The 23,573-nt window shown below is 64.0% G+C and carries 22 protein-coding genes; 14 read left to right on the top strand and 8 right to left on the bottom strand.

Annotation, left to right across the window (positions count from 1 at the left end):
* Positions 1–237 precede the first annotated feature (237 nt).
* From acnA to Q4S45_RS12890, 4 genes are all read right to left on the bottom strand, one after another.
* On the bottom strand, positions 238–2,949 hold the full coding sequence (gene acnA / locus Q4S45_RS12905; RefSeq protein ID WP_305504766.1) for an aconitate hydratase AcnA: 2,712 nt from the start codon (positions 2,947–2,949) through the stop codon (positions 238–240).
* A 32-nt stretch (positions 2,950–2,981) separates the two neighbouring features.
* Positions 2,982–3,842: a hypothetical protein gene (locus tag Q4S45_RS23185; protein WP_308633149.1), complete on the bottom strand. Its 861-nt coding sequence runs from the start codon at positions 3,840–3,842 to the stop codon at positions 2,982–2,984.
* Positions 3,842–4,840: a CoA ester lyase gene (locus Q4S45_RS12895; RefSeq protein WP_305504764.1), complete on the bottom strand. Its 999-nt coding sequence runs from the start codon at positions 4,838–4,840 to the stop codon at positions 3,842–3,844. The genes Q4S45_RS23185 and Q4S45_RS12895 overlap by 1 nt, the downstream gene beginning before the upstream one ends.
* Positions 4,841–4,943: 103 nt before the next feature.
* Positions 4,944–5,933, bottom strand: a complete 990-nt coding sequence (locus Q4S45_RS12890; RefSeq protein WP_305504762.1) for a malate dehydrogenase — start codon at positions 5,931–5,933, stop codon at positions 4,944–4,946.
* Positions 5,934–6,202: 269 nt separating this feature from the next.
* Here Q4S45_RS12890 and Q4S45_RS12885 point away from each other — a divergent pair, with 269 nt between their 5' ends.
* From Q4S45_RS12885 to Q4S45_RS12850, 8 genes are all read left to right on the top strand, one after another.
* Positions 6,203–7,000, top strand: a complete 798-nt coding sequence (locus tag Q4S45_RS12885) for a GntR family transcriptional regulator (RefSeq protein WP_305504761.1) — start codon at positions 6,203–6,205, stop codon at positions 6,998–7,000.
* A gap of 267 nt (positions 7,001–7,267) precedes the next feature.
* Positions 7,268–7,690 (top strand): succinate dehydrogenase, cytochrome b556 subunit, encoded by a 423-nt coding sequence (gene sdhC / locus Q4S45_RS12880; RefSeq protein WP_305504759.1) that lies wholly within the window; start codon positions 7,268–7,270, stop codon positions 7,688–7,690.
* Position 7,691: 1 nt separating this feature from the next.
* A complete protein-coding gene (sdhD, locus tag Q4S45_RS12875) occupies positions 7,692–8,060 on the top strand; it encodes a succinate dehydrogenase, hydrophobic membrane anchor protein (RefSeq protein WP_305504757.1) in 369 nt (122 codons plus the stop codon).
* A gap of 2 nt (positions 8,061–8,062) precedes the next feature.
* The gene (gene sdhA, locus Q4S45_RS12870) at positions 8,063–9,841 is read left to right on the top strand and encodes a succinate dehydrogenase flavoprotein subunit (RefSeq protein WP_305504755.1); all 1,779 of its coding nucleotides are present in this window, start codon (positions 8,063–8,065) and stop codon (positions 9,839–9,841) included.
* Between the two features lie 9 nt (positions 9,842–9,850).
* Positions 9,851–10,561, top strand: a complete 711-nt coding sequence (locus tag Q4S45_RS12865) for a succinate dehydrogenase iron-sulfur subunit (RefSeq protein ID WP_305504753.1) — start codon at positions 9,851–9,853, stop codon at positions 10,559–10,561.
* Between the two features lie 72 nt (positions 10,562–10,633).
* Complete coding sequence (locus tag Q4S45_RS12860) at positions 10,634–10,900, top strand: succinate dehydrogenase assembly factor 2 (protein ID WP_305504751.1); 267 nt, start codon at positions 10,634–10,636, stop codon at positions 10,898–10,900.
* 52 nt (positions 10,901–10,952) lie between these two features.
* Entirely contained in the window at positions 10,953–12,254 is a 1,302-nt protein-coding gene (gene gltA / locus Q4S45_RS12855; protein WP_305504749.1) for a citrate synthase, read from the top strand.
* Between the two features lie 247 nt (positions 12,255–12,501).
* Entirely contained in the window at positions 12,502–12,873 is a 372-nt protein-coding gene (locus Q4S45_RS12850) for a hypothetical protein (protein WP_305504747.1), read from the top strand.
* A 188-nt stretch (positions 12,874–13,061) separates the two neighbouring features.
* Here the strand turns inward: Q4S45_RS12850 and Q4S45_RS12845 are convergent, their stop codons facing one another.
* On the bottom strand, positions 13,062–13,562 hold the full coding sequence (locus Q4S45_RS12845) for a hypothetical protein (protein WP_305504745.1): 501 nt from the start codon (positions 13,560–13,562) through the stop codon (positions 13,062–13,064).
* Positions 13,563–13,654: 92 nt separating this feature from the next.
* Between Q4S45_RS12845 and Q4S45_RS12840 the strand changes: the two genes are divergently transcribed.
* From Q4S45_RS12840 to Q4S45_RS12830, 3 genes are read left to right on the top strand one after another with little or no spacing between them, the layout of a single operon-like run.
* On the top strand, positions 13,655–14,146 hold the full coding sequence (locus Q4S45_RS12840; protein WP_305504743.1) for a nuclear transport factor 2 family protein: 492 nt from the start codon (positions 13,655–13,657) through the stop codon (positions 14,144–14,146).
* Between the two features lies 1 nt (position 14,147).
* Positions 14,148–15,047 (top strand): tRNA glutamyl-Q(34) synthetase GluQRS, encoded by a 900-nt coding sequence (gene gluQRS, locus Q4S45_RS12835; RefSeq protein WP_305504741.1) that lies wholly within the window; start codon positions 14,148–14,150, stop codon positions 15,045–15,047.
* A 59-nt stretch (positions 15,048–15,106) separates the two neighbouring features.
* Positions 15,107–16,066 (top strand): hypothetical protein, encoded by a 960-nt coding sequence (locus Q4S45_RS12830; protein ID WP_305504738.1) that lies wholly within the window; start codon positions 15,107–15,109, stop codon positions 16,064–16,066.
* 39 nt (positions 16,067–16,105) lie between these two features.
* On the opposite strand, the gene Q4S45_RS12825 is transcribed toward Q4S45_RS12830, so the two are convergent.
* From Q4S45_RS12825 to Q4S45_RS12815, 3 genes are all read right to left on the bottom strand, one after another.
* The gene (locus Q4S45_RS12825; RefSeq protein ID WP_305504736.1) at positions 16,106–16,432 is read right to left on the bottom strand and encodes a hypothetical protein; all 327 of its coding nucleotides are present in this window, start codon (positions 16,430–16,432) and stop codon (positions 16,106–16,108) included.
* 163 nt (positions 16,433–16,595) lie between these two features.
* Entirely contained in the window at positions 16,596–17,252 is a 657-nt protein-coding gene (locus Q4S45_RS12820) for a response regulator (RefSeq protein ID WP_305504733.1), read from the bottom strand.
* Complete coding sequence (locus tag Q4S45_RS12815; RefSeq protein ID WP_305504731.1) at positions 17,249–18,736, bottom strand: ATP-binding protein; 1,488 nt, start codon at positions 18,734–18,736, stop codon at positions 17,249–17,251. Before Q4S45_RS12815 ends, Q4S45_RS12820 begins: the two co-directional genes overlap by 4 nt.
* Before the next feature lie 275 nt (positions 18,737–19,011).
* Here Q4S45_RS12815 and Q4S45_RS12810 point away from each other — a divergent pair, with 275 nt between their 5' ends.
* From Q4S45_RS12810 to Q4S45_RS12800, 3 genes are all read left to right on the top strand, one after another.
* Entirely contained in the window at positions 19,012–21,867 is a 2,856-nt protein-coding gene (locus tag Q4S45_RS12810) for a 2-oxoglutarate dehydrogenase E1 component (RefSeq protein WP_305504729.1), read from the top strand.
* Positions 21,868–21,926: 59 nt separating this feature from the next.
* Positions 21,927–23,180 (top strand): 2-oxoglutarate dehydrogenase complex dihydrolipoyllysine-residue succinyltransferase, encoded by a 1,254-nt coding sequence (odhB, locus tag Q4S45_RS12805; RefSeq protein WP_305504727.1) that lies wholly within the window; start codon positions 21,927–21,929, stop codon positions 23,178–23,180.
* A 62-nt stretch (positions 23,181–23,242) separates the two neighbouring features.
* The gene (locus Q4S45_RS12800; RefSeq protein WP_305504725.1) at positions 23,243–23,572 is read left to right on the top strand and encodes a PspC domain-containing protein; all 330 of its coding nucleotides are present in this window, start codon (positions 23,243–23,245) and stop codon (positions 23,570–23,572) included.
* The last annotated feature ends 1 nt before the right edge of the window (position 23,573 follow it).

Raw genomic sequence — 23,573 nt, 5'->3', positions numbered from 1 at the left:
GTTGTTCATAGCGTTGTTCAACGAGAAGAGCGAAACGGAGGATTTAACAAGCAAACATTGTGCCGGGAACCAAACTGGCTCTGGCGCTCATGGAAGGGCAAAGCAATGGCGCGATCGCTGTAAAGGATTTCGACAATCCCTCCCTTTAGAATCAGTGGTTCGCGTAGGAAAGAAAGCTGGCGCCCAAGAAAAAAACGCCGGACGAATCCGGCGTTTTTCATGTGCGACGCGGCTTGCTTACGCGGCCAGCAGCTGGCGCAGGACGAACGGCAGAATGCCGCCATGCTTGTAGTAGTCCACTTCGATCGGGGTGTCGATACGCAGCAGCACCTTCGCTTCGGTGGTCTCGCCGTTGGCGCGGTGGATCACCAGCGTCGCCAGTTGCTGCGGCTTGATCTCGCCTTCCAGGCCCTTCAGGTCGAACGTCTCGTTGCCGGTGATGCCCAGCGTCTGCACGCTGTCGTCGCCGATGAACTGCAGCGGCAGCACGCCCATGCCGACCAGGTTGGAACGGTGGATGCGCTCGAACGAACGGGTGATCACTGCCTTCACGCCCAGCAGCTGGGTGCCCTTGGCCGCCCAGTCGCGCGACGAGCCGGTGCCGTACTCTTCGCCGCCGAACACCATCGTCGGCACGCCGTCGTCGATGTACTTCATCGCCGCGTCGTAGATCGACATCTGTTCGCCGCTCGGCTGGTGGATCGTGATGCCGCCTTCGACCGCGGAGCCGTCGGCCTTGGCCGGGATCATGCGGTTCTTGATGCGCACGTTGGCAAACGTACCGCGCATCATGATCTCGTGGTTGCCGCGGCGCGAGCCGTACGAGTTGAAGTCGGCCTTCATCACGCCGTTGGCCTTGAGCCATTTGCCCGCTGGGCCGTTTTCCTGGATCGAGCCGGCCGGGGAGATGTGGTCGGTGGTGATCGAGTCGCCGAACACGCCCAGCGCGCGCGCGCCGGTGATGCCGGTGGCGGCGGCTTTCGGGGTCATATCGAAGTCGGCGAAGAACGGCGGCTCGGCGATGTAGGTGGACTCGGGCCAGTTGTAGACCTGGCCGGACACGGTCGTGACTTTCTCCCACAGCTTGCCCGGCGCGTTCTTGACGTCGGAGTAGTTGGCCTTGAAGGTCGATGCGTTCATCGCGAACTTCATCATCGCGGCCACTTCCTGCGAGGTCGGCCAGATGTCGCCCAGGTAGACGTCGCGGCCATCGGCGTTCTTGCCGACCGGCTGAGTCATCAGGTCGATCGTCATGTTGCCGGCGATTGCGTAGGCGACGACCAGCGGTGGCGAAGCGAGGAAGTTCGAGCGGATGTTCGGATGGATCCGCGCTTCGAAGTTGCGGTTGCCCGACAGGACCGCCGACGCGACGATGTCGTTGTCGGTGATGGTCTGGTTCATTTCAGGCGTCAGGTCGCCGGCGTTGCCGATGCAGGTGGTGCAGCCGTAGGCGGTCACACCGAAGCCCAGCTTTTCCATGTACGGCAGCAGGCCGGCGGCGGTCAGGTACTCGGTGACGACGCGCGAGCCGGGAGCCAGCGAGGTCTTGATGTGCGGCGCGACGGTCAGGCCCGCTTCGACGGCCTTCTTGGCCAGCAGGCCGGCGGCCAGCATCACGCTCGGGTTCGAGGTGTTGGTGCACGAGGTGATCGCGGCGATCAGCACGTCGCCGTTCTTCACGTGCACGCCATTGCTGGTGGTGTAGACGTTGGTCAGGTCGTCGGCCAGCTTGTTGAAACCGTTTTCGGTGGTCGGCTTGGAGAACAGGTCGGCGAAGTTGGCCTTGACGTTGCCCAGTTCGATACGGTCCTGAGGACGCTTCGGGCCTGCCAGCGACGGGGTGACGGTTGCCAGGTCGAGCGTGACGACGCGGGTGTAGTCGATCTCGCCGGCCTTCGGGATGCCGTACATGCCCTGCGCCTTGTAGTAGTTCTGGAACGCGGTGATTTCGTCGGCGGTGCGGCCGGTGCCTTCGAAGTATTCGACGGTGGCGTCGTCCACAGGGAAGAAGCCCATCGTCGCGCCGTATTCAGGCGCCATGTTGGCGATGGTGGCGCGGTCGGTCAGCGACAGTGACTCGGTGCCTTCGCCGAAGAACTCGACGAACTTGCCGACGACTTTCTCTTTGCGCAGCAGTTCGGTGATGGTCAGGACCAGGTCGGTCGCGGTGCAGCCTTCGCGAAGCGCGCCGGTCAGGTTCACGCCGATCACGTCCGGGGTCAGGAAATAGACCGGCTGGCCCAGCATGCCGGCTTCGGCTTCGATGCCGCCCACGCCCCAGCCGACCACGCCGATACCGTTGATCATGGTGGTGTGCGAGTCGGTGCCGACCAGGGTGTCAGGGTAGTAGGTGTTGTCGCCGGACTTGTGCACGCCGCGCGCCAGATATTCCAGGTTGACCTGGTGGACGATGCCGAAGCCAGGAGGCACGACGCCGAAGGTGTCGAAGGCCTGCATGCCCCATTTCATGAACTGGTAGCGCTCGTTGTTGCGCGAGAATTCCAGCTTCATGTTCAGGTCCAGCGCGCCCTTTTCGCGGAAATGGTCGATCGTGACCGAGTGGTCGACCACCAGGTCGACCGGCACCAGCGGCTCGATGTTCTTCGGGTTCATGCCCATCTTGTGGGCGACGTTGCGCATCGCGGCCAGGTCGGCCAGCAGCGGAACGCCGGTGAAGTCCTGCAGCACAACGCGCGCGACCACGAACGGAATCTCTTCGGTGCGCTCGCCGGCCGGCGCCCAGCTGGCCAGCTGGCGCACGTGTTCTTCAGTGACCTTCTTGCCGTCGCAGTTGCGCAGCACCGATTCGAGCACGATGCGGATCGACACCGGCAGGCGCGAGATGTTCACGCCAAGGCTTTTTTCCAGCGCGGGCAGCGAGTAGAACTGGCCTTTCTTGCCAGCCGATAGTTTGAATTCCTTGAGCGTGTTCAGAGTGTTGCGGGACATGACCTCTCCTTCAGTGGTGTTTTGTTGTTCGATTAAATCGGTGTGGCTTTTGGTTCGGCTGCGGCCGGGGCAGGGGCCGGCGCCGGCTGCGGCTGCGGCGCCGGTTGCGGCGCCACGGCTGGTTCGACCACGGCTGCGGCAGGAGCAGTTGCGGCTGCAGGAGCAGTCGCGGCGGCAGGAGCAGTTGCAGCGGCGGGAGCAGTTGCAGCGGCAGGTGCAGTTGCAGCGGCAGGAGCAGCTGCAGCGGCAGGAGCAGCTGCAGGAACAGTCGCGGCGGCAGGAGCAGCTGCAGCGGCAGGAGCAGTTGCAGCGGCAGGAGCAGTTGCAGCGGCAGGTGCCGCGGCAGCCGCGGCAGCCGCGGCCGGCAGCGGCGGCACGATCGGCTCGACGACTTCCTTCACCTTGGTCGAGACGGTCTTCGCGACCCGCGCGGCCGGCACGAAATCGGGACGCGACTGATCGGCGTCCTTGCATTCGTTGGCCAGCTGGCGGTTCAGTTTGGCGTCGAGCAGCATGCCCTTCGACGGGATGCCGATCCACAGCAGGCCGAACGTGGTGTTCTCGTAACGCTGCGCGCCGGTGGTCGTGCCGACTTTTTCCAGCCGGTGGATGCGCTTCTTCCAGCGCAGCGCGATGTGCGAATCGTCGTTGTCGTTATGGTAGATCGTGACCTTGTTACCGAGTTCGCAGCTGTACTCGGTGGTGGTGGTGTCGGTGATATCGGCGTCCGGTCCGTCCGGGATCGCTTCTTCCTGCGCGGCCTTGGCCTTGACGGTCTTGGCGGCCTTGGCCGGCTTCTTTTGCGCCGCGGCGAAGGCGGGCGCGGCGCACAGGCTGGCGGCGGCCAGCGCAAGGCTTGCGGCGATCAGGGACTGCTTGAAAGTATTGGACATTAAGTGGCTTCCGGTTGTGTTGCGTAGTTGACGAGCGCCGCCGCGTTATCGGGCAGCGCCAGGCCGGCCAGCTTGGCGCGCTGCAGGACGGTCCAGAAATAGCGATAGCTGGCCCGGTCGTGCAGCCGGCCGTGCTGGGAAATCGGGCCCCAGTTGGCGTTGATCGCCTCGGTGAGGATGTTCGCGGCCTCGTTCACTTCCGACAGGCGCGGCGTGAAGGCCTTGATGATCGGCTTGATCTGGTCGGGGTGAATGCTCCACATGCGCGTGAAGCCGAACTCGCCGGCGGCGCGGGTGGCGTCATTGGCGACCACCGCGCTGTCCTTGATTTCGGTGGTCACATTATGCGACGGCACCTTGCCGTGGGCGTGGCATGCCGCGACGACCTCCAGTTTGGCGCGCACCACCAGCGGGTGGGTGAACTGGCCCGGGGTGCGCATCGCGCTGCCGGGAATGGCGCCGTAGTGGGCCGAGACGAAATCCATGATCCCGAACGACAGGCATTCGACCTGCGGCAGGGCGGCGATATCCCAGGCGTCGCGCAGGGCGCCGTGGGTTTCGATCAGCACGTGGATCGGCAGGCTGGCGCGGCCCGCGGGCGCGGCGTAGCGGTTGACGAATTCGATCACGCGGGTGACGTCCGACAGGCTTTCGACCTTCGGGATTACCAAGTACGCGAGCTTGTTGGCGCAGGCGCCGACGATGGCCGCGACGTCGGCGGCGAAATGGGTGCTGCGCGGATCGTGCACGCGCGCGCCGATGCGGTTGAAGCGGTTGCCTTCATCGTTGATCAGCGCGGCAACCAGCTGGGCATGCTCCTTTTCAAAGCCGGCGGCGGCGCCGTCTTCGCAGTCGAAGGTGATGTCGAACAGCGGCCCGAGCTCCTGCTGCAGCGCCATCGACTTGCGCATCAGCTTTTCGGAGCCGGCGTAATGGTCGCAGGCGGGCAGCAGCAGCGGCTGGCGCTTGCCTTGAAAGAGGACTTCGGAAGGATGCATGCGGGATGTTTGAGGTGCGACAGCGCCCGTGCCGCTCGGGGCGGCACGGGGCTTGCGGCGAACTGGTGGGCTGGATGGCTCCACGTGGCGCGCCGCGTTCTGCTTAGGCCAGCAGGTGGGCGACGCCTTCGCGCTCTTCGGTCAGTTCCTTGAGCGTGAGGTTGATGCGCTCTTGCGAGAACTCGTCGATGGCCAGGCCCTGGACGATCTTGTACTCGCCGTTTTCAACCGTGACCGGGAAGCCGAACATGGTGTCCTTCGGGATGCCGTACGAGCCGTCCGACGGGATGCCCATGGTGGTCCACTTGCCGCCGGTGCCCAAGTGCCAGTCGTGCATGTGGTCGATCGCCGCGTTGGCAGCCGACGCCGCCGACGACAGGCCGCGCGCTTCGATGATCGCCGCGCCGCGCTTGCCGACGGTTGGCAGGAAGGTGTCGCGGTTCCAGGCGTCGTCGTTGATCATGTCCTTGACCGACTTGCCATCGATGGTGGCGAAGCGGTAGTCGGCGTACATCGTCGGCGAGTGGTTGCCCCACACGGCCAGCTTCTCGATCGAGGCGACTGGCTTGCCGGTCTTGGCGGCCACTTGCGACAGGGCGCGGTTGTGGTCCAGGCGCAGCATGGCGGTGAAGTTCTTGGCCGGCAGCGACGGCGCCGATTTCATGGCGATGTAGGCGTTGGTGTTGGCCGGGTTGCCGACCACCAGCACCTTGACGTTGCGCGAGGCGACGGCGTCGAGCGCCTTGCCCTGCACGGTGAAGATCTGGGCGTTCGCTTCGAGCAGGTCCTTGCGCTCCATGCCTGGGCCGCGTGGACGCGCGCCAACCAGCAGGGCGAAATCGGCGTCCTTGAACGCGGTCATCGGGTCGCTGTGCGCGGTCATGCCGGCCAGCAGCGGGAATGCGCAGTCGTCGATTTCCATCATCACGCCTTTGAGCGCTTTCTGGGCTTTCTCGTCGGGGATTTCCAGCAGTTGCAGGATGACCGGCTGGTCTTTGCCCAGCATGTCGCCGTTAGCGATGCGGAACAGCAGGGAATAGCCGATCTGGCCGGCGGCGCCGGTAACGGCAACGCGCATTGGGGTTTTAGCCATGAGAATCTCCAAAGTGGGAAAGAAAAACGGTCGAAGCCGAGGATACGCTTGTTCCCGAGCGTCGGCCGGGAAAAACTGCAATCATACCAAAACTGCACATCGAGCAACCGTCGGCGGGGCCGCGGTCGGCGCGTGCACAAGCCGGATCGACCGCGAGTGTAGGCTCGGCAGAGTCATCTGTCAATTTATATCATATGTCTTATATAAGACAGCTAATTTTTCGGGTTATTGCTGGACTGGAAAGCCCAATTGTGGTGAAATCGCGGTCTATGAATTCACTCCCGTCCCAGCCGACCGACGATGCGAGCACGCCCAGCGGGGCTGGCGCGCAGGGCGGCGGATCCGGCAACCTGCCGACTTTCAGCCCGCTGTACCAGCAGATCAAGGCGCTGCTCACGCAAAGCCTGCAATCGGGCGAGTGGAAGCCGGGCGAACTGATTCCCAGCGAAGTCGAACTGGCGGCCCGCTTCAAGGTCAGCCAGGGCACGGTGCGCAAGGCGATCGATGAGCTGGCGGCCGAGAACCTGGTGATGCGCAGGCAGGGCAAGGGCACGTTCGTGTCGACCCACCATGAAGAGCGCGCCCACTTCCGCTTCCTCAAGCTGGTGCCCGACGAAGGCGTGCCGCACCATCCCGACAACCGCATCCTCGAGGTCAGGCGCCTGCGCGCGCCGCCCGAAGTGGCGGGCCTGCTCGATCTGAAGGCGGGCGACGCCGTCATTTTCATCAAGCGCCTGATGTCGTTCGACGGCGCGCCGACCATCCTCGAAGAGCTGTGGCTGCCTGGCGCCATCTTCAAGGGGCTGACGGCCGAGCGCCTCGACCAGTACAAGGGGCCGATGTACGGCCTGTTCGAGTCCGAGTTCGGCACGCGCATGATCCGCGCCACGGAGAAGATCCGCGCGGTCGGCGCCGAGCCTGACGCGGCCGCGCTGCTCGGGGTGGGCGAGGGCACGCCGCTGCTGTGCGCCGAGCGGGTGTCGTTCACGTACGGCGACAAGGCGGTCGAACTGCGCCGCGGGCTTTATCTGACCGCGCACCATCATTACCAGAACGAATTGTCGTAAATATCGGTCCGATATTCAGGCGCGTCGTACCTGCGAAGGCAGGTACCCATGCTGAGCGAAAGTGAGTAGGGGAGCTGAGTCAGTATAGGTACCTGCCTTCGCAGGTACGACATTCTGGCAGGTCAGCAGCGAGAGGCCGATGGGATTAAAATGAGTGGGTTTACCGAAAAATTTTCAGGTTCGGCGATTTAGATATTGTTGCGATGCAATAAATCGTCGAAAATAGCGGGTTTTCTTTTTTGTCTGTCAGTTTAAGGGAGGTGTTTCATGTCCGAAGCCGTGCGCGAAGGTCCAAAAAAACAGCGGCCGCAATTCCGTAACATCCACGTTACCGAGTTGAGCAACTACCGCTTGCCGCTGGCCGGCGTCGTATCGATCCTGCACCGCATCAGCGGGTTCGCAATGTTCGTGGCCCTGCCGGTCATCCTCTACCTCTTCCAGATGAGCCTGCTCTCGGAAGACACCTTCAAGTACTTCGCCGGCATCGCGCAGCACCCCCTCGTCAAGCTGGTGATCCTGGCACTGTGCTGGGCTTACTTCCAGCACTTCTGCGCCGGCCTGCGCCACCTGTTCATGGACCTGCACATGGGCCTGGACAAGGACTCGGCTCGCAAGAGCGCGGCCACCGTGCTGGCGGCCAGCCTGTTCCTCACTTTCGTCACCGCCCTCAAACTGTTCGGAGTCTTCTGAGATGGCTAACAATAACAACATCGGCCCAAAACGCCTGGTCGTCGGCGCCCACTACGGCCTGAAGGACTGGCTGGCGCAGCGCATCACCGCCATCGTCATGGCGCTCTACACTTTCACCTTGCTGTTCTCCTTCCTGTCCGGCCACAACTTCACCTATGAAGGCTGGGCCGGCCTGTTCGCGCACCAGTGGTTCAAGCTGTTCTCGCTGGTCACCTTCGCGGCGCTGTTCTACCACGCCTGGGTCGGCGTGCGCGACATCTGGATGGACTACGTGAAATCGGTCGGCCTGCGCCTGACCCTGCAAATCCTCACCATCGTGTGGCTGGTCGTCTGCGCCGCATGGGCAGTACAAATTCTCTGGAGCGTGTAATCGTGGCAGCTACTAAAACTGCAATCCCTACCCGCCGCTTCGATGCGGTCATCATCGGCGCCGGCGGCTCGGGCATGCGCGCCTCGCTGCAGCTGGCCGAAGCCGGCCTGAATGTCGCCGTGCTGTCGAAAGTATTCCCGACCCGTTCGCACACCGTCGCGGCGCAGGGCGGCATCGGCGCCTCGCTGGGCAACATGAGCGAGGACGACTGGTACTGGCACATGTTCGACACCGTCAAGGGCGGCGACTACCTCGGCGACCAGGACGCGATCGAATTCATGTGCCGCGAAGCGCCGAAGGTCGTCTACGAGCTCGAACACTTCGGCATGCCGTTCGACCGCAACCCTGACGGCACCATCTACCAGCGTCCGTTCGGCGGCCACACCGCCAACTTCGGCGAGAAGCCGGTGCAGCGCGCCTGCGCCGCTGCCGACCGCACCGGCCACGCGCTGCTGCACACGCTGTACCAGCGCAACGTCCGCGCACGCACCCACTTCTTCGTCGAGTGGATGGCGCTCGACCTGATCCGCGACGCCGACGGCGACGTGGTCGGCGTGGTCGCGCTCGAGATGGAAACGGGCGAGTGCATGATCCTCGAAGCGAAGACCACCATCATGGCCACCGGCGGTGCAGGGCGCATCTTCGCCGCATCGACCAACGCGTTCATCAACACCGGCGACGGCATGGGCATGGCGGCACGCGCCGGCCTGCCGCTGCAGGACATGGAGTTCTGGCAGTTCCACCCGACCGGCGTGTCCGGCGCGGGCGTGCTGATCACCGAAGGCGTGCGCGGCGAAGGCGGCATCCTGATCAACAGTAACGGCGAGCGCTTCATGGAGCGCTACGCGCCGACCCTGAAAGACCTGGCGCCGCGCGACTTCGTGTCGCGTTCGATGGACCAGGAAATCAAGGAAGGCCGTGGCTGCGGTCCGAACAAGGACCACGTGCTGCTGGACCTGCGCCACATCGGCGCCGACACCATCGCCAAGCGCCTGCCGTCGATCCTGGAAATCGGCCACAAGTTCGCCAACGTGGACGCGACCAAGGAACCGATTCCTGTCGTGCCGACGATTCACTACCAGATGGGCGGCATCCCGACCAACATCCACGGCCAGGTCGTCGCACCAAAAGACGGCAACCCGGTCGCCGTGGTCAACGGCCTGTACGCGATCGGCGAGTGCGCCTGCGTGTCGGTGCACGGCGCCAACCGCCTGGGCACCAACTCGCTGCTCGACCTGGTGGTGTTCGGCCGCGCGGCCGGCAACCACGTCGTCGCGTCGAACCTGAAGCAGAAGGAAAACAAGCCGCTGCCGGAAGGCGCCGCCGACTTCGCGATGAACCGCCTCAACGCCCTCGAGAACTCGAACGGCACCGAGAAGGTGCAGGACGTCGCCAACGCGATCCGCGCCACGATGCAGAAGTACTGCGGCGTGTTCCGCACCGACGCGCTGCTCGAGCAGGGCTACGCCGAGATCATGAAGCTCGACGAGCGCCGCAAGCACGTGTCGTTCAAGGACAAGTCGAAAGTGTTCAACACCGCGCGCGTCGAAGCGCTCGAGCTGGACAACCTGATCGAGACCGCCAAGGCGACCATCACCTCGGCCGTCGCCCGCAAGGAATCGCGCGGCGCGCACGCGCACAGCGACTACCCGACCCGCGACGACGACGTCTGGATGAAGCACACGCTTTGGTACTCGGAAGGCAACCGCCTCGAGTACAAGCCTGTCATCACCAAGCCGCTGACGGTCGACACCTTCAAGCCGAAACCACGTACTTTCTAAGGTCAGAACATGACACGCACCGTAAAACTGAAAATCTACCGCTACGATCCTGACCGCGACGCCAAGCCGTACATGCAGGACGTCACCGTCGAACTGCAGGACAACGACAAGATGCTGCTCGACGCGCTCCAGCGCATCAAGTCCGACGTTGACGACTCGCTGTCGCTGCGCCGCTCGTGCCGCGAAGGCGTGTGCGGTTCGGACGCGATGAACATCAACGGCAAGAACGGCTTGGCCTGCACCACCAACCTGAACGAGCTGACCCAGCCGATCGTGCTGCGTCCGCTGCCAGGCCTGCCGGTGATCCGCGATCTGATCGTCGACATGACCCAGTTCTTCAAGCAGTACGACTCGATCAAGCCGTACCTGATCAACGACTCGATCCGCCCTGAGAAAGAGCGCCTGCAGTCGCCGACCGAGCGTGAAGAGCTCGACGGCCTGTACGAGTGCATCCTGTGCGCCTGCTGCTCGACCTCATGCCCGTCGTTCTGGTGGAACCCGGACAAGTTCGTCGGCCCGGCTGGCCTGCTGCAAGCCTACCGCTTCATCGCCGATTCGCGCGACGAAGCGACCGGCGCGCGCCTGGACAACCTGGAAGATCCGTACCGCCTGTTCCGCTGCCACTCGATCATGAATTGCGTCGACGTTTGCCCGAAAGGGTTGAACCCGAACAAGGCGATCGGCAAGATCAAGGAACTGATGGTGCGTCGCGCCATTTAAGTACAGTAATACTACCGTACTGCCTTTCGCGGGCAGGCGGAGTATGATGTTGACCCAACAACGGACTCTAGTGTGACTACGCATCAATCCGACCCGGCCAACCGCGCCCGCCTGCGCTGGCGCAGCCGCCGGGGGCTGCTCGAAAACGACCTGATCCTGACGCGCTTCCTCGATGCGCATGAGGCCGACCTGAGCGACGAGGATGTCGATGCGCTGACGCGGCTGCTGGACCTGGCGGACCAACCGCTGATGGACCTGCTGCTCGCGCGTGCCGAGCCCGAAGGCGAGGTCGATCTGCCGCAGGTGCGCGCCTTGCTCGCGCGGCTGCGGCAAGCGTAGGAACCCGGTCCGTTTTTTTATTTTGTTGTCCCGCACCCAAGAAGGAAGTGCCATGAATATCTCCGATACCAAAGCCACCCTGTCGTTCTCCGATGGCAGCGCCGCCATCGACATGCCGATCTACAAGGGCACCGTCGGCCCGGACGTCATCGACATCCGCAAGCTGTACGCCCAGACCGGCAAGTTCACCTACGACCCAGGCTTCATGTCGACCGCCGCCTGCAACTCGTCGATCACCTACATCGACGGCGACAAGGGCGAGCTGCAGTACCGCGGCTACCCGATCGAGCAGCTGGCCGAGCACTGCGACTTCCTCGACACCTGCTACCTGCTGCTGAACGGCGAACTGCCGAACGCCGCGCAGAGCAAGAAGTTCGACGAGACCGTCACCAAGCACACCATGGTGCACGAGCAGATGCAATTCTTCTTCCGCGGCTTCCGCCGCGACGCGCACCCGATGTCGGTGCTGGTGGGCACGGTCGGCGCGCTGGCCTCGTTCTATCACGACTCGCTCGACATCAACGACCCGCACCACCGCGAAGTGTCGGCGATCCGCCTGATCGCCAAGATGCCGACCCTGGTCGCGATGTCGTACAAGTACTCGATGGGCCAGCCGTTCATGTACCCGCGCAACGACCTGTCGTACAGCGCCAACTTCATGCGCATGATGTTCGGTAATCCGTGCGAAGAGTACGTCGTCAACGACGTGCTGGTGCGCGCGCTCGACCGCATCCTGATCCTGCACGCGGACCACGAGCAGAACGCCTCGACCTCGACCGTCCGCCTGGCCGGCTCGTCGGGCGCCAACCCGTTCGCCTGTATCGCAGCGGGCATCGCCTGCCTGTGGGGCCCTGCGCACGGCGGCGCCAACGAAGCTGCGCTGAACATGCTCAAGGAAATCGGCAGCGTCGAGAACATCCCGGCCTTCATCGAGAAGGTCAAGGACAAGAACTCGGGCGTGAAGCTGATGGGCTTCGGTCACCGCGTCTACAAGAACTTCGACCCGCGCGCCAAGTTGATGCGCGAGACCTGCCACGAGGTGCTCGACGAGCTGGGCCTGCACGACGACCCGCTGTTCAAGCTGGCCATGGCGCTGGAAAAGATCGCGCTGGAAGACGAGTACTTCGTGTCGCGCAAGCTGTACCCGAACGTCGACTTCTACTCGGGTATCGTGCAGTCGGCGCTGGGCATTCCAGTGTCGCTGTTCACCGGTATCTTCGCGATGGCGCGCACCGTCGGCTGGATCGCCCAGTGGAACGAGATGATCGCCGATCCTGAGCAGAAGATCGGCCGTCCGCGCCAGCTGTTCATCGGCGCGACCAAGCGCGATGTGCCGCCGATGGACAAGCGTTAATCAGTCCGCGGTATCAATGAAAAAGCGAGCTTCGGCTCGCTTTTTTTTGTTTTGATCTGGCTCCCCAGAGATTCAGCGTTTGAAATCACGATTTGTGATCTCAATTTAGTCGCCGCACCACGAAGAGTGAGCAGGTCTTGACGTGGGCTGTTGACGATGCTGCATCGCTGTTCGATAGTTCTCCGCCAGGATCGATCGCACTTATCCCTAGAGGCCGACAATGCACAAAAAACGGACCAGGTGGCTCGTGTACACCGTGTTGGTTGGTCTTATCCCCATTGCGTCAAGAGCGTTTGCCTGGCTGGTCACGCGGCGTGGCACACTTGACGCGATTGCGGCGTCCGATTTTGTTGCTTTTGGTTTGGTGTTGCACATCTCGGCAATCAATGAGCTAGACCATTTCTCGACCGACGACCCGTCCTGGAAAACTGCGCAGAACGGCGTTGCGGTATTTTTTGTTGCGCTCTACAGCGTGCTGTATTCGGTTGATCTGGTTGGGGCAATGGTCGTCGAGAAGTTGCCGCTGAAATACTGCGTGATGATTTTGGCTTGTATCTCGTTCTTGCTAAACTACTCTGTATTCAAAGACTTGGACAGTGCAGCTGGAAGGAAGGTGTGAGGTGCAAACGTTTGTGATTGCTTTGACAGTAATTGGTTGTTTCGTTGGCGGTGGGGTCGCCATCTGGTCGCTCGCGCGAACCAGCAAGCGTCGCAAGGCTCTCGAAGAAACCCGGTTGGGCCCGTAGTCCGCATCGTCATTGGTGCGGATGAAAGCGCGCACTAACGCGTGGAGGCCTGAACGAAAAATCATTTGCACTTGCCGCGCACCTTCGCCACCACCACGAACGGAATCGCCAGCAGTCCGCCGAATGCGATCGGTCCGATCTTTGGCGGCTGGAACTTGAGCCCGCCATTTCCCAGGCAGTAGGGAATTTTGGCGTCGGCGAATTGCCGCGAGAATTCCTCATTTTGACGGTCGTCGCTGAATACCGGCGCGAGCAGGGCAGCCTGGCGGTTGGCGGGCGCGCTGTCCCGGTCGGGCACTTCGGCAAGCGTCGCGCTGACGGCCTGTTTGATGACCGGATCAGTCAGCGGTATTTTCGCTGCGGCCGGCGCCGCGACCGGCGCGGCGACAGGGGGCGCCGCCCAGTCCTCGCGAATGACGATGGCGGGCTCCCTCTGTCGCCGGTGGCGGCGCCGCTGGTACTGTCGCTTGCATGCTTCGATCCTCTGGCGGGCCGCCGCTGGGATGGTGCGGCCTCCCGCGAACTTTACCGCAAGAAACTGCCTTTGTATCAACCTTGCCAAAAAATCTGGATGACTTCCGCCAACATTGCGAGGTGTACAATCTGCTCCCATGCACCGTCGCCGACGGCTGCACCAACTTTTCCGGAGCCGATATGAAACGCCTGATCCTCGCTTTCTGCCTCTTCCTCTCCAGCTTCGCCGCCGTCGCGGAAACCGCCGATGCCGCCCTGACCAAGCAGGTCAACGCCTTCGTCGACGGCTGGCACGACGACGCGGCCAATTCGCGCATGGCTTACTTTGACAAGATCGCCAAGGACGGCGTGTACATCGGCACCGACAAGACCGAACTGTGGAACAGGGAAGAGTTCAAGGCGTATGCGAAGCCGTACTTCGACCGGAAAAAGGGATGGGCGATGAAGCCGATCCGGCGAAACGTCTACAGCACGCCCGACAAGCACATCGTCTGGTTCGACGAACTGCTCGACACGTCGATGGGCGTGTGCCAGGCCACTGGCGTGATTCACCGCACCCCGACCGGTTTCGAGATCGAACACTACCAGCTGTCGATGGCGGTGCCGAACGACGTGTCGAAATCGGTCACGAAGACGATCAAGGAATTCGAGGCGAAGGGCCCCGCCAAATAGGATGCAGTCAACACGCTATATCGGCCGTTTCGCGCCGTCGCCGACCGGCCCGCTGCACGCCGGCTCGCTGGTGGCGGCGCTGGCCAGCTACCTCGACGCGCGCGTCCACGGCGGCGCATGGCTGGTGCGCATCGAGGATGTCGATGAGGGCCGCAGCGTGCCCGGCGCCGCCGACGGCATGCTCGATTTGCTGCGGCGGCTCGGCATGCACTGGGATGGCGACGTGGTCTGGCAAAGCCGGCGCGGCGCGCTCTACCAGGCCGCCTTCGACAGCTTGTGGGAGCACGCGTACCCGTGCGGCTGCAACCGGCGCGAGATCGCCGATTCGCGCCTGGGCACGGCGCCCGACGGTTCGGCGATCTATCCCGGCACCTGCCGCCTCGGCCTCGGCGCCGGCAAGACCACGCGCAGCCTGCGCTTGCGCGTGCCGGAGCCGGGCGACGACACCGTCTCGTTTGTCGACCGCTTCGCCGGCAGGGTGGAACACCACCTCGCGCTTGACGCGGGCGATTTCGTGCTCAAGCGCGCCGATGGCTTCTGGGCCTATCAGCTGGCGGTCGTGGTAGACGATGCGGAGCAGGGCGTCACCGACATCGTGCGCGGCGCCGACCTGCTCGACTCGACGCCGCGCCAGATCTATCTGCAGCGCCTGCTCGGCGTGCCGACGCCGCGCTACCTGCACGTGCCGGTGCTGCGCAACGAACAGGGCGAGAAGCTGTCGAAGCAGACCGGCGCGGCCGCGGTGACGGCGCACGACGAAGCCGGCGCCGTCGCGGCCTTGATGGACGCGGCGCGCGGCCTTGGCCTGGCGCTCGCGCCAGCCGGCTCGCTGGACGGGTTCTGGCGCGATGCGATTCCGGCCTGGGCGGCGCTGCTGTCGGCCAGGGGTGAAACGATCTGATCCGTGCGACCGAATATCGCGGGAAACGGCATGATGGCGACCAGGAAAGGATTTACCCCATGCATAAGAAAAACTTAGTCATTTTACTGGCGCTCGCCAGCGGCGCGGCCGCGGCCCAGGACACCTCCCTGCTTGCAGGCGGACTCAACAACAACAAGGTGCACGAACGCTCGTTCGGGGTGGAACTGGGGTACGCCCAGCGCCTGAACGAAGTGACCTCGGTCAGCGCGGAATACCTCAACGAAGGCCATCCGAGCAAGCATCACCGCGACGGCCTCGGCGCGCAGTTCTGGCTGCATACGCCGGTGCCGGAGAACGGCGCCTCGTTCGCCGTCGGCTTCGGTCCCTACTATTATTTCGACACCACCACCGGCTTCGGGGCGGCCAGCGACTACCGCAACCTGCACGGCTGGGGCACGCTGTCGAGCCTGAGCGCCAAGTGGCACCTCGAAAAGCGCGGCTACATCGAGATGCGCCTGAACCACACCAAGACGCATGGCGAGGGCGATTCGAACAGCCTCCTGATCGGCGTCGGCTACGAACTGAAAAACGTTCCTGAACGCGAGCGTGAAAAGACCGAGAGGAAGGGCGACCGGCTGCTGATGGTGCAGGGCGGCCAGGCCATCGTCAACAGTTTCGAGTCCGAGCGCGCGGCTGCCTACGGCATCGAATACCGCGACACGGTCACGCAGAACATGGAGTGGAGCGTCACCGCGCTGAACGAGGGACACATCGGCCTGATCGAACGCCGGGGCGCCGCTGCGCAGCTATGGCTGCTGCGGCCGTTCACCGACCGCACCGTGCTGGAACTGGGCGGCGGCGGCTACCTGATGCGCGACCGGATCAACCGCGACAGCGCGATCGAGCCTTCGAAAACGCACCTGGTGCCGATCGCCACGATCGGCATGCGCTACCGGTTCACCCCCGACTGGCGCGGGCAATTGAGCTGGAGCCGCGTGATCACCGACTACCATCGCGATTCGGACGTGCTGCTGATCGGCGTCGGCAAGGTCTTCTGACGTTCGGGGTCTCGTCCCGCGACCGGACCCCATTTCTCTCTATCCCGCCCTGGAATACGAGCGCAGGATGAACAGCATCTTGCCGCCTTCGCTTTCGCAGGTGCCGGTCATGACTTCGTCTTTTGAAATGACATACGTGATCGATGTGCCTGCATTCTTGCCGACGCAGGCCGCATGCGCCTGGGCTGGGATTTCCGGCAATGTCGGCGCGGCCGGCGGTGCTGGCGGCACCGGCGGCACCGGCGGGACCGGCGGAGGTGGGCATTTGCCGCCTTTATCCGTGCAGGTGTAATGATAGACGCCGGGCGTGGCTGCGCCGGCCGCGGTGCTGAGCGCTGCGAGTAGCAGCAGGGCGATGACTTTCATGATGTCTCCTTGGGCTTGGTATGACAGCAGTGTGCCGCCCGATTGTGGAGAGATTGTGGAGCCGCACGTCGTCGTTCCTGCGAAGGCAGGAACCCATGCTGAAAAGGCTGTAGAGTTCTGCGCGCTCAGTATGGGTACCTGCCTGCGCAGGTACGACGCCAATCTATAAGTCCAGCCGATACCCCAGCCCGTAGATCGAATGAATCGCCTCGACACCGGGCAGCGCGGTGCCCAGCTTGCGCCGCAGGTTCTTGATATGGCTGTCGACCGCGCGGTCGGTGACGTCGAGGCTGTCCTCGCGCGCCAGGTCGAGCAGCTGCGCGCGCGAAAACACCTGGCCCGGCCGGCGCGCCATCGCCGCCAGAATCTGGAACTCGGTCTGCGTCAGCTCCAGCGGCCGGCGATGCACCAGGATGCGCAGTCCCTGTTCGTCGACCTCGATCGTCCTGTCCCTCGCGCCGGCGCGCCGCAGGATCGCCTTGATGCGCGCCATCAGCTCGCGCGGGCTGAACGGCTTGCACAGATAATCGTCGGCGCCCGCATCGAGCCCGAGCAAGCGGTCGATTTCCTCCACCCGCGCCGTCACCATCACGATCGGAACGTCGGAAAACGCGCGCACCTCGCGGCACACCGACAGGCCGTCGAGGCCAGGGAGCATCAGGTCGAGCACGACCAGGTCCGGTGCGCCGGCGCGGATCGCCGCCAGCGCCGTTGCGCCGTCGGCAAACAGCACGGGTTCGTAGCCCGCCGCGCGCGCATAATCGGCGACCAGCGCCGCCAGTTCCGGCTCGTCCTCGACGATGAACAGGCGCGCGCTCACGGCTTCACCATCGGCAGCGTCAGTTCGACCCGCAGGCCGCCCAGCGGCGAGTGCGCGAACGCCAGCGTGCCGCCCTGGTCCTCGACGATGCGCCGGCACAGCGCCAGTCCAAGTCCCGCGCCGCCCTTGTCGCGGCTGCGCGATGCATCGACCCGGTAGAAGCGTTCGCCCAGCCGCGCCAGCGCGTCCTCCGGCACGCCGGGGGCGCTGTCGTCCAGCGTCACATGGATTGCCGAACCGTCGGTGCGCGCATGCAGCGATACCGTGCCGCCACGCGCGGTGTAGCGCACGCAGTTCTCGAACAGGTTGGCTAACACCTGACGCATCGACTCCGGATCGGCCAGCGCCGTGCTGGCGGCGGGCGGCGCCCCAGCGGCAAAGCGCAGGCCGGCGCCGGCCAGCTTGTCCTCGAATGCCGTCGCCTGCTCCAGCGCCAGCGGCCACAGGTCGAGTTCCATGCGCTGGTAGTAGGGCGTACCCACGTCCGAGCGCGCCAGCGCGTACAGGTCGTCGATCAGCTTGTTGAGCGACAGGACCTGGCGCAGCATCGACGCCACCGTCGCCGGATCGCCCGCGCGCACGCCGTCCTGGATCGCTTCGAGCTGGGCGCGCAGTACCGACAGCGGCGTGCGCAATTCATGCGACGTGTCGGCCACCCACTGGCGGCGCGATTGTTCGGCCGCTTCCAGTTTGTGCGCCAGCTGGTTGAAGCTGTGCGCCAGTTCGCCCAGTTCGTCGCTGCGGTCGGCCGGCAGGCGCACGTCGAAGCGGCCGTCGGCCAATTCGCGCGCCGCGCCGGCCAGCCGCCCGATCGGCTTGCGAAAGTGCGCCGCCAGCAGCATCGCGGCGCCAGCGCTGAGCGCGATGCTGGCGCCGACGATCCAGACCAGGCTGTCGCTCAACTCGCGCAGGAAGGCCCGCGCCAGCGCGTCGCTCGGTCGCGGCGGCCGGCTCACGGCCAGAAACCCGAAGGGCGCAGATGAAGGGCCGATGGCGCGCTTCGCGGACGGCCCCGAGTCCAGCGGCCGGCCGGCCAGATACGCGCCGCGGGCGTCGAGGAGGGTGATGCGGTCTTGCAGGCCTGGCGTGGATTGCGCCGATAGCGGCAGCGGGGGCAGCGGCGGCGCGGGAGGCACTGGAGGCGCCGGCGGAGAGATGGGGTCAGGTCCGCCGGACCTGACCCCGGTGTTGATCGGCGGCGGTGCCACGTCGAAGCGCCGCTGGTCCAGGCGCTCCAGTTCGCGCGCTATCCACAGCCGCCGTTCGTCGGCCGATGGCGGCAGGAAGTCCCAGCCCCCGCGATCGCTGTACTGCCTGGCCAGCGCCCCCGACAATTCCCCGAGCCGGTCCAGCTCGATGTTCAGCGCGTACTCGCCGAAGCTGGCCGTGACGTTCTGCCGCATCAGCGCGATGCCGGCGGCGGCCACGGCGAGCATCGCCAGCAGCACGGAGGCAAACAGCCGGTGACCGATCGAAATGCGCAAAATGTTAATTCTCCGACCATGAAAAACATGAGTGTAATGGCAACAGCGTGGCGTCCGCAGCATTTTTTCGCGGCAGAACCGGTCATTCTTTTTCACGCAATCGGCTGCTGCTTTATAATAACGCGTGCTATATTCTGATGAGCAGTCAGCTTAGTCCGAAGCTTTACAGTCCTTCCCCCACAACTTGATGTGCGATCCGCTAACCGGTCAGGCCGTGTCGCGGAAGGTTAGATTAACCCGCCAATTTCGCGAAGCGCGAACGAAAGGTGAGCAAGATGATGCAACAACAGACAGCGAACTCGTATCTGTTCGGTGGCAATGCGCCATACGTAGAAGAGTTATACGAGGCCTATCTCGACAATCCTGGCTCGGTGCCAGACAATTGGCGTGCCTACTTCGACTCCATGCAGAACGTGCCTGCGGTCGATGGATCCAATAAACCCGACGTCGTCCATGCATCCGTGATCGCCTCGTTTGCCGAGCGCGCGAAGCAGGGCCCGATCCGCGTGGTGCACGCCGCCGCCGACGCCGACATGGGACGCAAGAACGTCTCCGTCACCCAGCTGATCGCCACCTACCGCAACCTCGGTTCGCAGTGGGCCAACCTGGACCCGCTGCAGCGCCAGGAGCGCCCGACGATTCCTGAACTGGAACCGGCGTTCTACGGCTTCACCGATGCTGACATGGACACCCAGTTCAACATCAGCAATACCTACTTCGGCCAGGAGACGGCGTCGCTGCGCGACCTGATCAACTTCCTGCGCGATACCTACTGCCGCTCGATCGGCGCCGAATTCATGTACATCAGCGACCCGGCCGAAAAGCGCTGGTTGCAAGAGAAGCTCGAATCGATCCGCTCGACCCCTTCGTTCCCGGCCGAGAAAAAAATCCACATCCTCGACCGCCTGACGGCCGCCGAAGGCCTGGAGCGCTACCTCCACACCCGCTACGTCGGCCAGAAGCGCTTCTCGCTCGAAGGCTCGGAGTCGTTCATCGCCTCGATCGACGAGACCATCCAGCGCGCCGGCGAAAAAGGCGTGCAGGAGATCGTCATCGGCATGGCCCACCGCGGCCGCCTGAACGTGCTGGTCAACACCCTGGGCAAGTCCCCGGCCGACCTGTTCGAAGAATTCGAAGGCAAGCACGGCGACGAACTGCCGTCGGGCGACGTCAAGTACCACCAGGGCTTCTCGAGCGACATCGCTACCGCGGGCGGCCCGGTCCACCTGTCGCTGGCGTTCAACCCGTCGCACCTCGAGATCGTCAACCCGGTCGTCGAAGGCTCGGTCAAGGCGCGCATGGACCGCCGCGGCGACAAGGACGGCGCGCAAGTGCTGCCGATCCTGGTGCACGGCGACGCCGCATTCGCCGGCCAGGGCGTGGTCATGGAAACGCTGAACCTCGCGCAGACCCGCGGCTACGGCACGGGCGGCACGGTGCACATCGTGATCAACAACCAGATCGGCTTCACCACGTCGGACCCGCGCGACGCGCGCTCGACCCTGTACTGCTCGGACGTCGTGAAGATGATCGAAGCGCCGGTCCTGCACATCAATAGCGACGATCCGGAAGCGGTCGTGCTGGCGACCCAGATCGCGCTCGACTACCGCATGCAGTTCCAGAAGGACATCGTCCTCGACATCATCAGCTACCGCAAACTGGGCCACAACGAGCAGGACACGCCTGCGCTGACCCAGCCGCTGATGTACAAGAAAATCGGCCAGCATCCAGGCACCCGCAAGCTGTACGCGGACAAGCTGATCGCCCAGGGCGTGATTCCGGCCGATGGCGGCGACAAGATGGTCTCTACGTTCCGCGACGCGATGGACGCCGGCAAGCACACCGTCGATCCGGTCATCTCCAACTTCAAGAACAAGTACGCGGTCGACTGGCTGCCGTTCCTGAACAAGAAGTGGACCGACAGCGCCGACACCGCCGTGCCGATGACGGAACTGAAGCGCCTCGCTTCGCGCATCACCGTGGTGCCGGAGCAGTTCAAGGCCCACTCGCTGGTTGAAAAAGTGCTGGCCGACCGCGCCTCGATGGGCCGAGGCGACATGAACCTGGACTGGGGCATGGGCGAGCACCTGGCCTACGCCTCGCTGGTGTCGTCCGGCTACGCCGTGCGCCTGACCGGCCAGGACGCCGGCCGCGGCACCTTCGTGCACCGCCACGCCGTGCTGCACGACCAGAACCGCGAGCGCTGGGATGCGGGCACCTACGTCCCGCTGTGCAACGTGTCCGACACCCAGGCGCCGTTCACCGTCATCGACTCGGTGCTGTCGGAAGAAGCGGTACTCGCATTCGAGTACGGCTATTCGACCGCCGAACCGAACACGCTGACGATCTGGGAAGCGCAGTTCGGCGACTTCGCCAACGGCGCGCAAGTCGTGATCGACCAGTTCATCAGCTCTGGCGAAGTGAAGTGGGGCCGCGCATCGGGCCTGGTGATGATGCTGCCGCACGGTTACGAAGGCCAGGGCCCGGAGCACTCGTCGGCACGCCTCGAGCGCTTCCTGCAGCTGTGCGCCGACAACAACATGCAAGTGGTGCAGCCGACCTCCGCGTCGCAGATCTTCCACCTGCTGCGCCGCCAGATGGTGCGCCAGTTCCGCAAGCCGCTCGTCATCATGACGCCGAAGTCGCTGCTGCGTAACAAGGACGCCGGCTCGCCGCTGTCGGATCTCGCCAAGGGCGCGTTCCAGACCGTGATCGGCGAAGTGGACGAGAAGATCGACGGCAAGAAGGTCAAGCGCGTCATCGCCTGCTCGGGCAAGGTCTATTACGACCTGGTCGCGCAGCGCAAGACGCGCGGCGCCTCCGACGTGGCCATCATCCGCGTCGAGCAGCTGTATCCGTTCCCGCACAAGTCGTTCGCGGCCGAACTGAAGAAGTTCCCGAACTTCACCGAGCTGGTATGGGCGCAGGATGAGCCGCAGAACCAGGGTCCGTGGTTCCAGATCCAGCACAACATCTTCGAAAGCCTGGAATCGGGTCAGCGCCTCGCGTACGCGGGCCGTCCGGCTTCGGCTTCGCCTGCGGTCGGTTACTACGACAAGCACTACGCGCAGCAGAAGGAGTTGCTGGAGACCGCGTTCTCCAAGCTCAAGGGCTTCATCCTCACTAAATAAAACGGCGCGCCCCGTCACGAGCGGGGCGCAGCACCCAAAACAGAATACGGAGTTTTTTCATGGCACAAATCGAAGTCAAGGTCCCACAACTGTCGGAGTCGGTAGCCGAAGCGACCATGCTTTCATGGCACAAGAAAGTCGGCGAGCCAGTCGCGCGCGACGAAAACCTGATCGACATCGAGACCGACAAAGTGGTCCTTGAACTGCCGGCGCCGGCAGCGGGCACCATCGTCCAGATCATCAAGGGCGACGGCAGCACCGTGGTCGCTGGCGAAGTCATCGCCATCATCGACACCGAAGCGTCGGCGCAAGTGAGCCCGCTGGAAGTAAAGGCTGTCGCCACCCCGAACGCGCCGGCGCCTGCCGTCGATTCCCCATCGCCAGCGTCGAAAGGCGACATCGCCATGCCGGCCGCCGCCAAGATCCTGTCGGAAGCTTCCATGACGACCAGCCAGGTCACCGGCACCGGCAAGGACGGCCGCGTCACCAAGGGCGATGCGCTCAGCGCCGTCGCCGCCGGCGTCAAGCCTGCCGCTCCGACGCCGCTGACCGTCGTGGCATCGAAGCCTGCGCTGCAGCAGGTCGCCGCACCGGCCATCGCCAGCCTGGGCGACCGTCCGGAAGAGCGCGTGCCGATGAGCCGCCTGCGCGCCCGCATCGCCGAGCGCCTGGTGCAGTCGCAGTCGACCAACGCGATCCTGACCACGTTCAATGAAGTGAACATGCAGCCGGTGATCGACCTGCGCAACAAGTACAAGGACAAGTTCGAGAAAGAGCACGGCGTCAAGCTGGGCTTCATGTCCTTCTTCGTCAAGGCCGCCGTCGCCGCGTTGAAGAAGTACCCGATCATCAACGCTTCGGTCGATGGCAACGACATCGTCTACCACGGCTACTTCGACATCGGTATCGCGGTCGGTTCGCCGCGCGGCCTGGTGGTGCCTATCCTGCGCAATGCCGACCAGATGTCGATCGCCGACATCGAAAAGAAGATCGGTGAATTCGGCGCCAAGGCCAAGGAAGGCAAGCTGACCCTGGACGACCTGACCGGCGGCACCTTCTCGATCTCGAACGGCGGCACCTTCGGCTCGATGCTGTCGACCCCGATCATCAACCCGCCGCAGTCGGCCATCCTGGGCGTGCACGCGACCAAGGACCGCGCCGTCGTCGAAAACGGCCAGATCGTGGTGCGTCCGATGAACTACCTGGCGATGTCGTACGACCACCGCATCATCGACGGCCGCGAAGCCGTCCTGGGCCTGGTCACGATGAAGGAAACGCTGGAAGATCCATCGCGCCTGCTGCTGGACCTGTAACCGGTCGTCCTTAGCGCGCTGCCCGCAGCGCGTGCCAACCATGTTTTTGAGAGGTGGTCGTAATGAGTGTCTCCGATGAAATCAAGCGTTTGCACGAACTGCACCAGGCCGGCGCGCTGTCTGATGCCGAGTATGAGCAGGCCAAGGCCAAGGTGCTTGGCGCCGGCGTGGACCTGAACAAGACGGCGCCCGGCAGCGACTTCGCCAGCGAGATTGGCGCATTGCGCCGCTCGCGCACCGACCGCTGGCTCGGTGGCGTCTGTGGCGGCCTCGCCAAGGCGTCCGGCATGGAGTCGTGGATCTGGCGCCTGGTGTTCGTGCTGTTTACCGTCACCTTCGGCTTTGGCCTCTTGATCTACCTGCTGCTGTGGATTTTCGTCCCCGAAGAATAAA

This window comes from Massilia sp. R2A-15 (genome assembly GCF_030704305.1).
Lineage (GTDB): Bacteria > Pseudomonadota > Gammaproteobacteria > Burkholderiales > Burkholderiaceae_D > JAFCUW01.
Note: the sequence above shows the minus strand (reverse complement) of the source record. Positions and strands in the feature narration are given on the sequence as shown.

What these genes read in the sequence shown, in the direction of transcription:
- Q4S45_RS12825 (WP_305504736.1), bottom strand. Translation starts at nt 16,432, where the DNA reads ATGAAAGTCATCGCCCTGCTGCTACTCGCAGCGCTCAGCACCGCGGCC.
- gluQRS (WP_305504741.1), top strand. Translation starts at nt 14,148, where the DNA reads ATGCAGTCAACACGCTATATCGGCCGTTTCGCGCCGTCGCCGACCGGC.
- Q4S45_RS12895 (WP_305504764.1), bottom strand. Translation starts at nt 4,840, where the DNA reads ATGCATCCTTCCGAAGTCCTCTTTCAAGGCAAGCGCCAGCCGCTGCTG.
- Q4S45_RS12810 (WP_305504729.1), top strand. Translation starts at nt 19,012, where the DNA reads ATGATGCAACAACAGACAGCGAACTCGTATCTGTTCGGTGGCAATGCG.
- Q4S45_RS12885 (WP_305504761.1), top strand. Translation starts at nt 6,203, where the DNA reads ATGAATTCACTCCCGTCCCAGCCGACCGACGATGCGAGCACGCCCAGC.
- sdhC (WP_305504759.1), top strand. Translation starts at nt 7,268, where the DNA reads ATGTCCGAAGCCGTGCGCGAAGGTCCAAAAAAACAGCGGCCGCAATTC.
- Q4S45_RS12890 (WP_305504762.1), bottom strand. Translation starts at nt 5,933, where the DNA reads ATGGCTAAAACCCCAATGCGCGTTGCCGTTACCGGCGCCGCCGGCCAG.
- odhB (WP_305504727.1), top strand. Translation starts at nt 21,927, where the DNA reads ATGGCACAAATCGAAGTCAAGGTCCCACAACTGTCGGAGTCGGTAGCC.
- Q4S45_RS12800 (WP_305504725.1), top strand. Translation starts at nt 23,243, where the DNA reads ATGAGTGTCTCCGATGAAATCAAGCGTTTGCACGAACTGCACCAGGCC.
- gltA (WP_305504749.1), top strand. Translation starts at nt 10,953, where the DNA reads ATGAATATCTCCGATACCAAAGCCACCCTGTCGTTCTCCGATGGCAGC.
- sdhD (WP_305504757.1), top strand. Translation starts at nt 7,692, where the DNA reads ATGGCTAACAATAACAACATCGGCCCAAAACGCCTGGTCGTCGGCGCC.
- acnA (WP_305504766.1), bottom strand. Translation starts at nt 2,949, where the DNA reads ATGTCCCGCAACACTCTGAACACGCTCAAGGAATTCAAACTATCGGCT.
- Q4S45_RS12840 (WP_305504743.1), top strand. Translation starts at nt 13,655, where the DNA reads ATGAAACGCCTGATCCTCGCTTTCTGCCTCTTCCTCTCCAGCTTCGCC.
- Q4S45_RS12830 (WP_305504738.1), top strand. Translation starts at nt 15,107, where the DNA reads ATGCATAAGAAAAACTTAGTCATTTTACTGGCGCTCGCCAGCGGCGCG.
- Q4S45_RS23185 (WP_308633149.1), bottom strand. Translation starts at nt 3,842, where the DNA reads ATGTCCAATACTTTCAAGCAGTCCCTGATCGCCGCAAGCCTTGCGCTG.
- Q4S45_RS12865 (WP_305504753.1), top strand. Translation starts at nt 9,851, where the DNA reads ATGACACGCACCGTAAAACTGAAAATCTACCGCTACGATCCTGACCGC.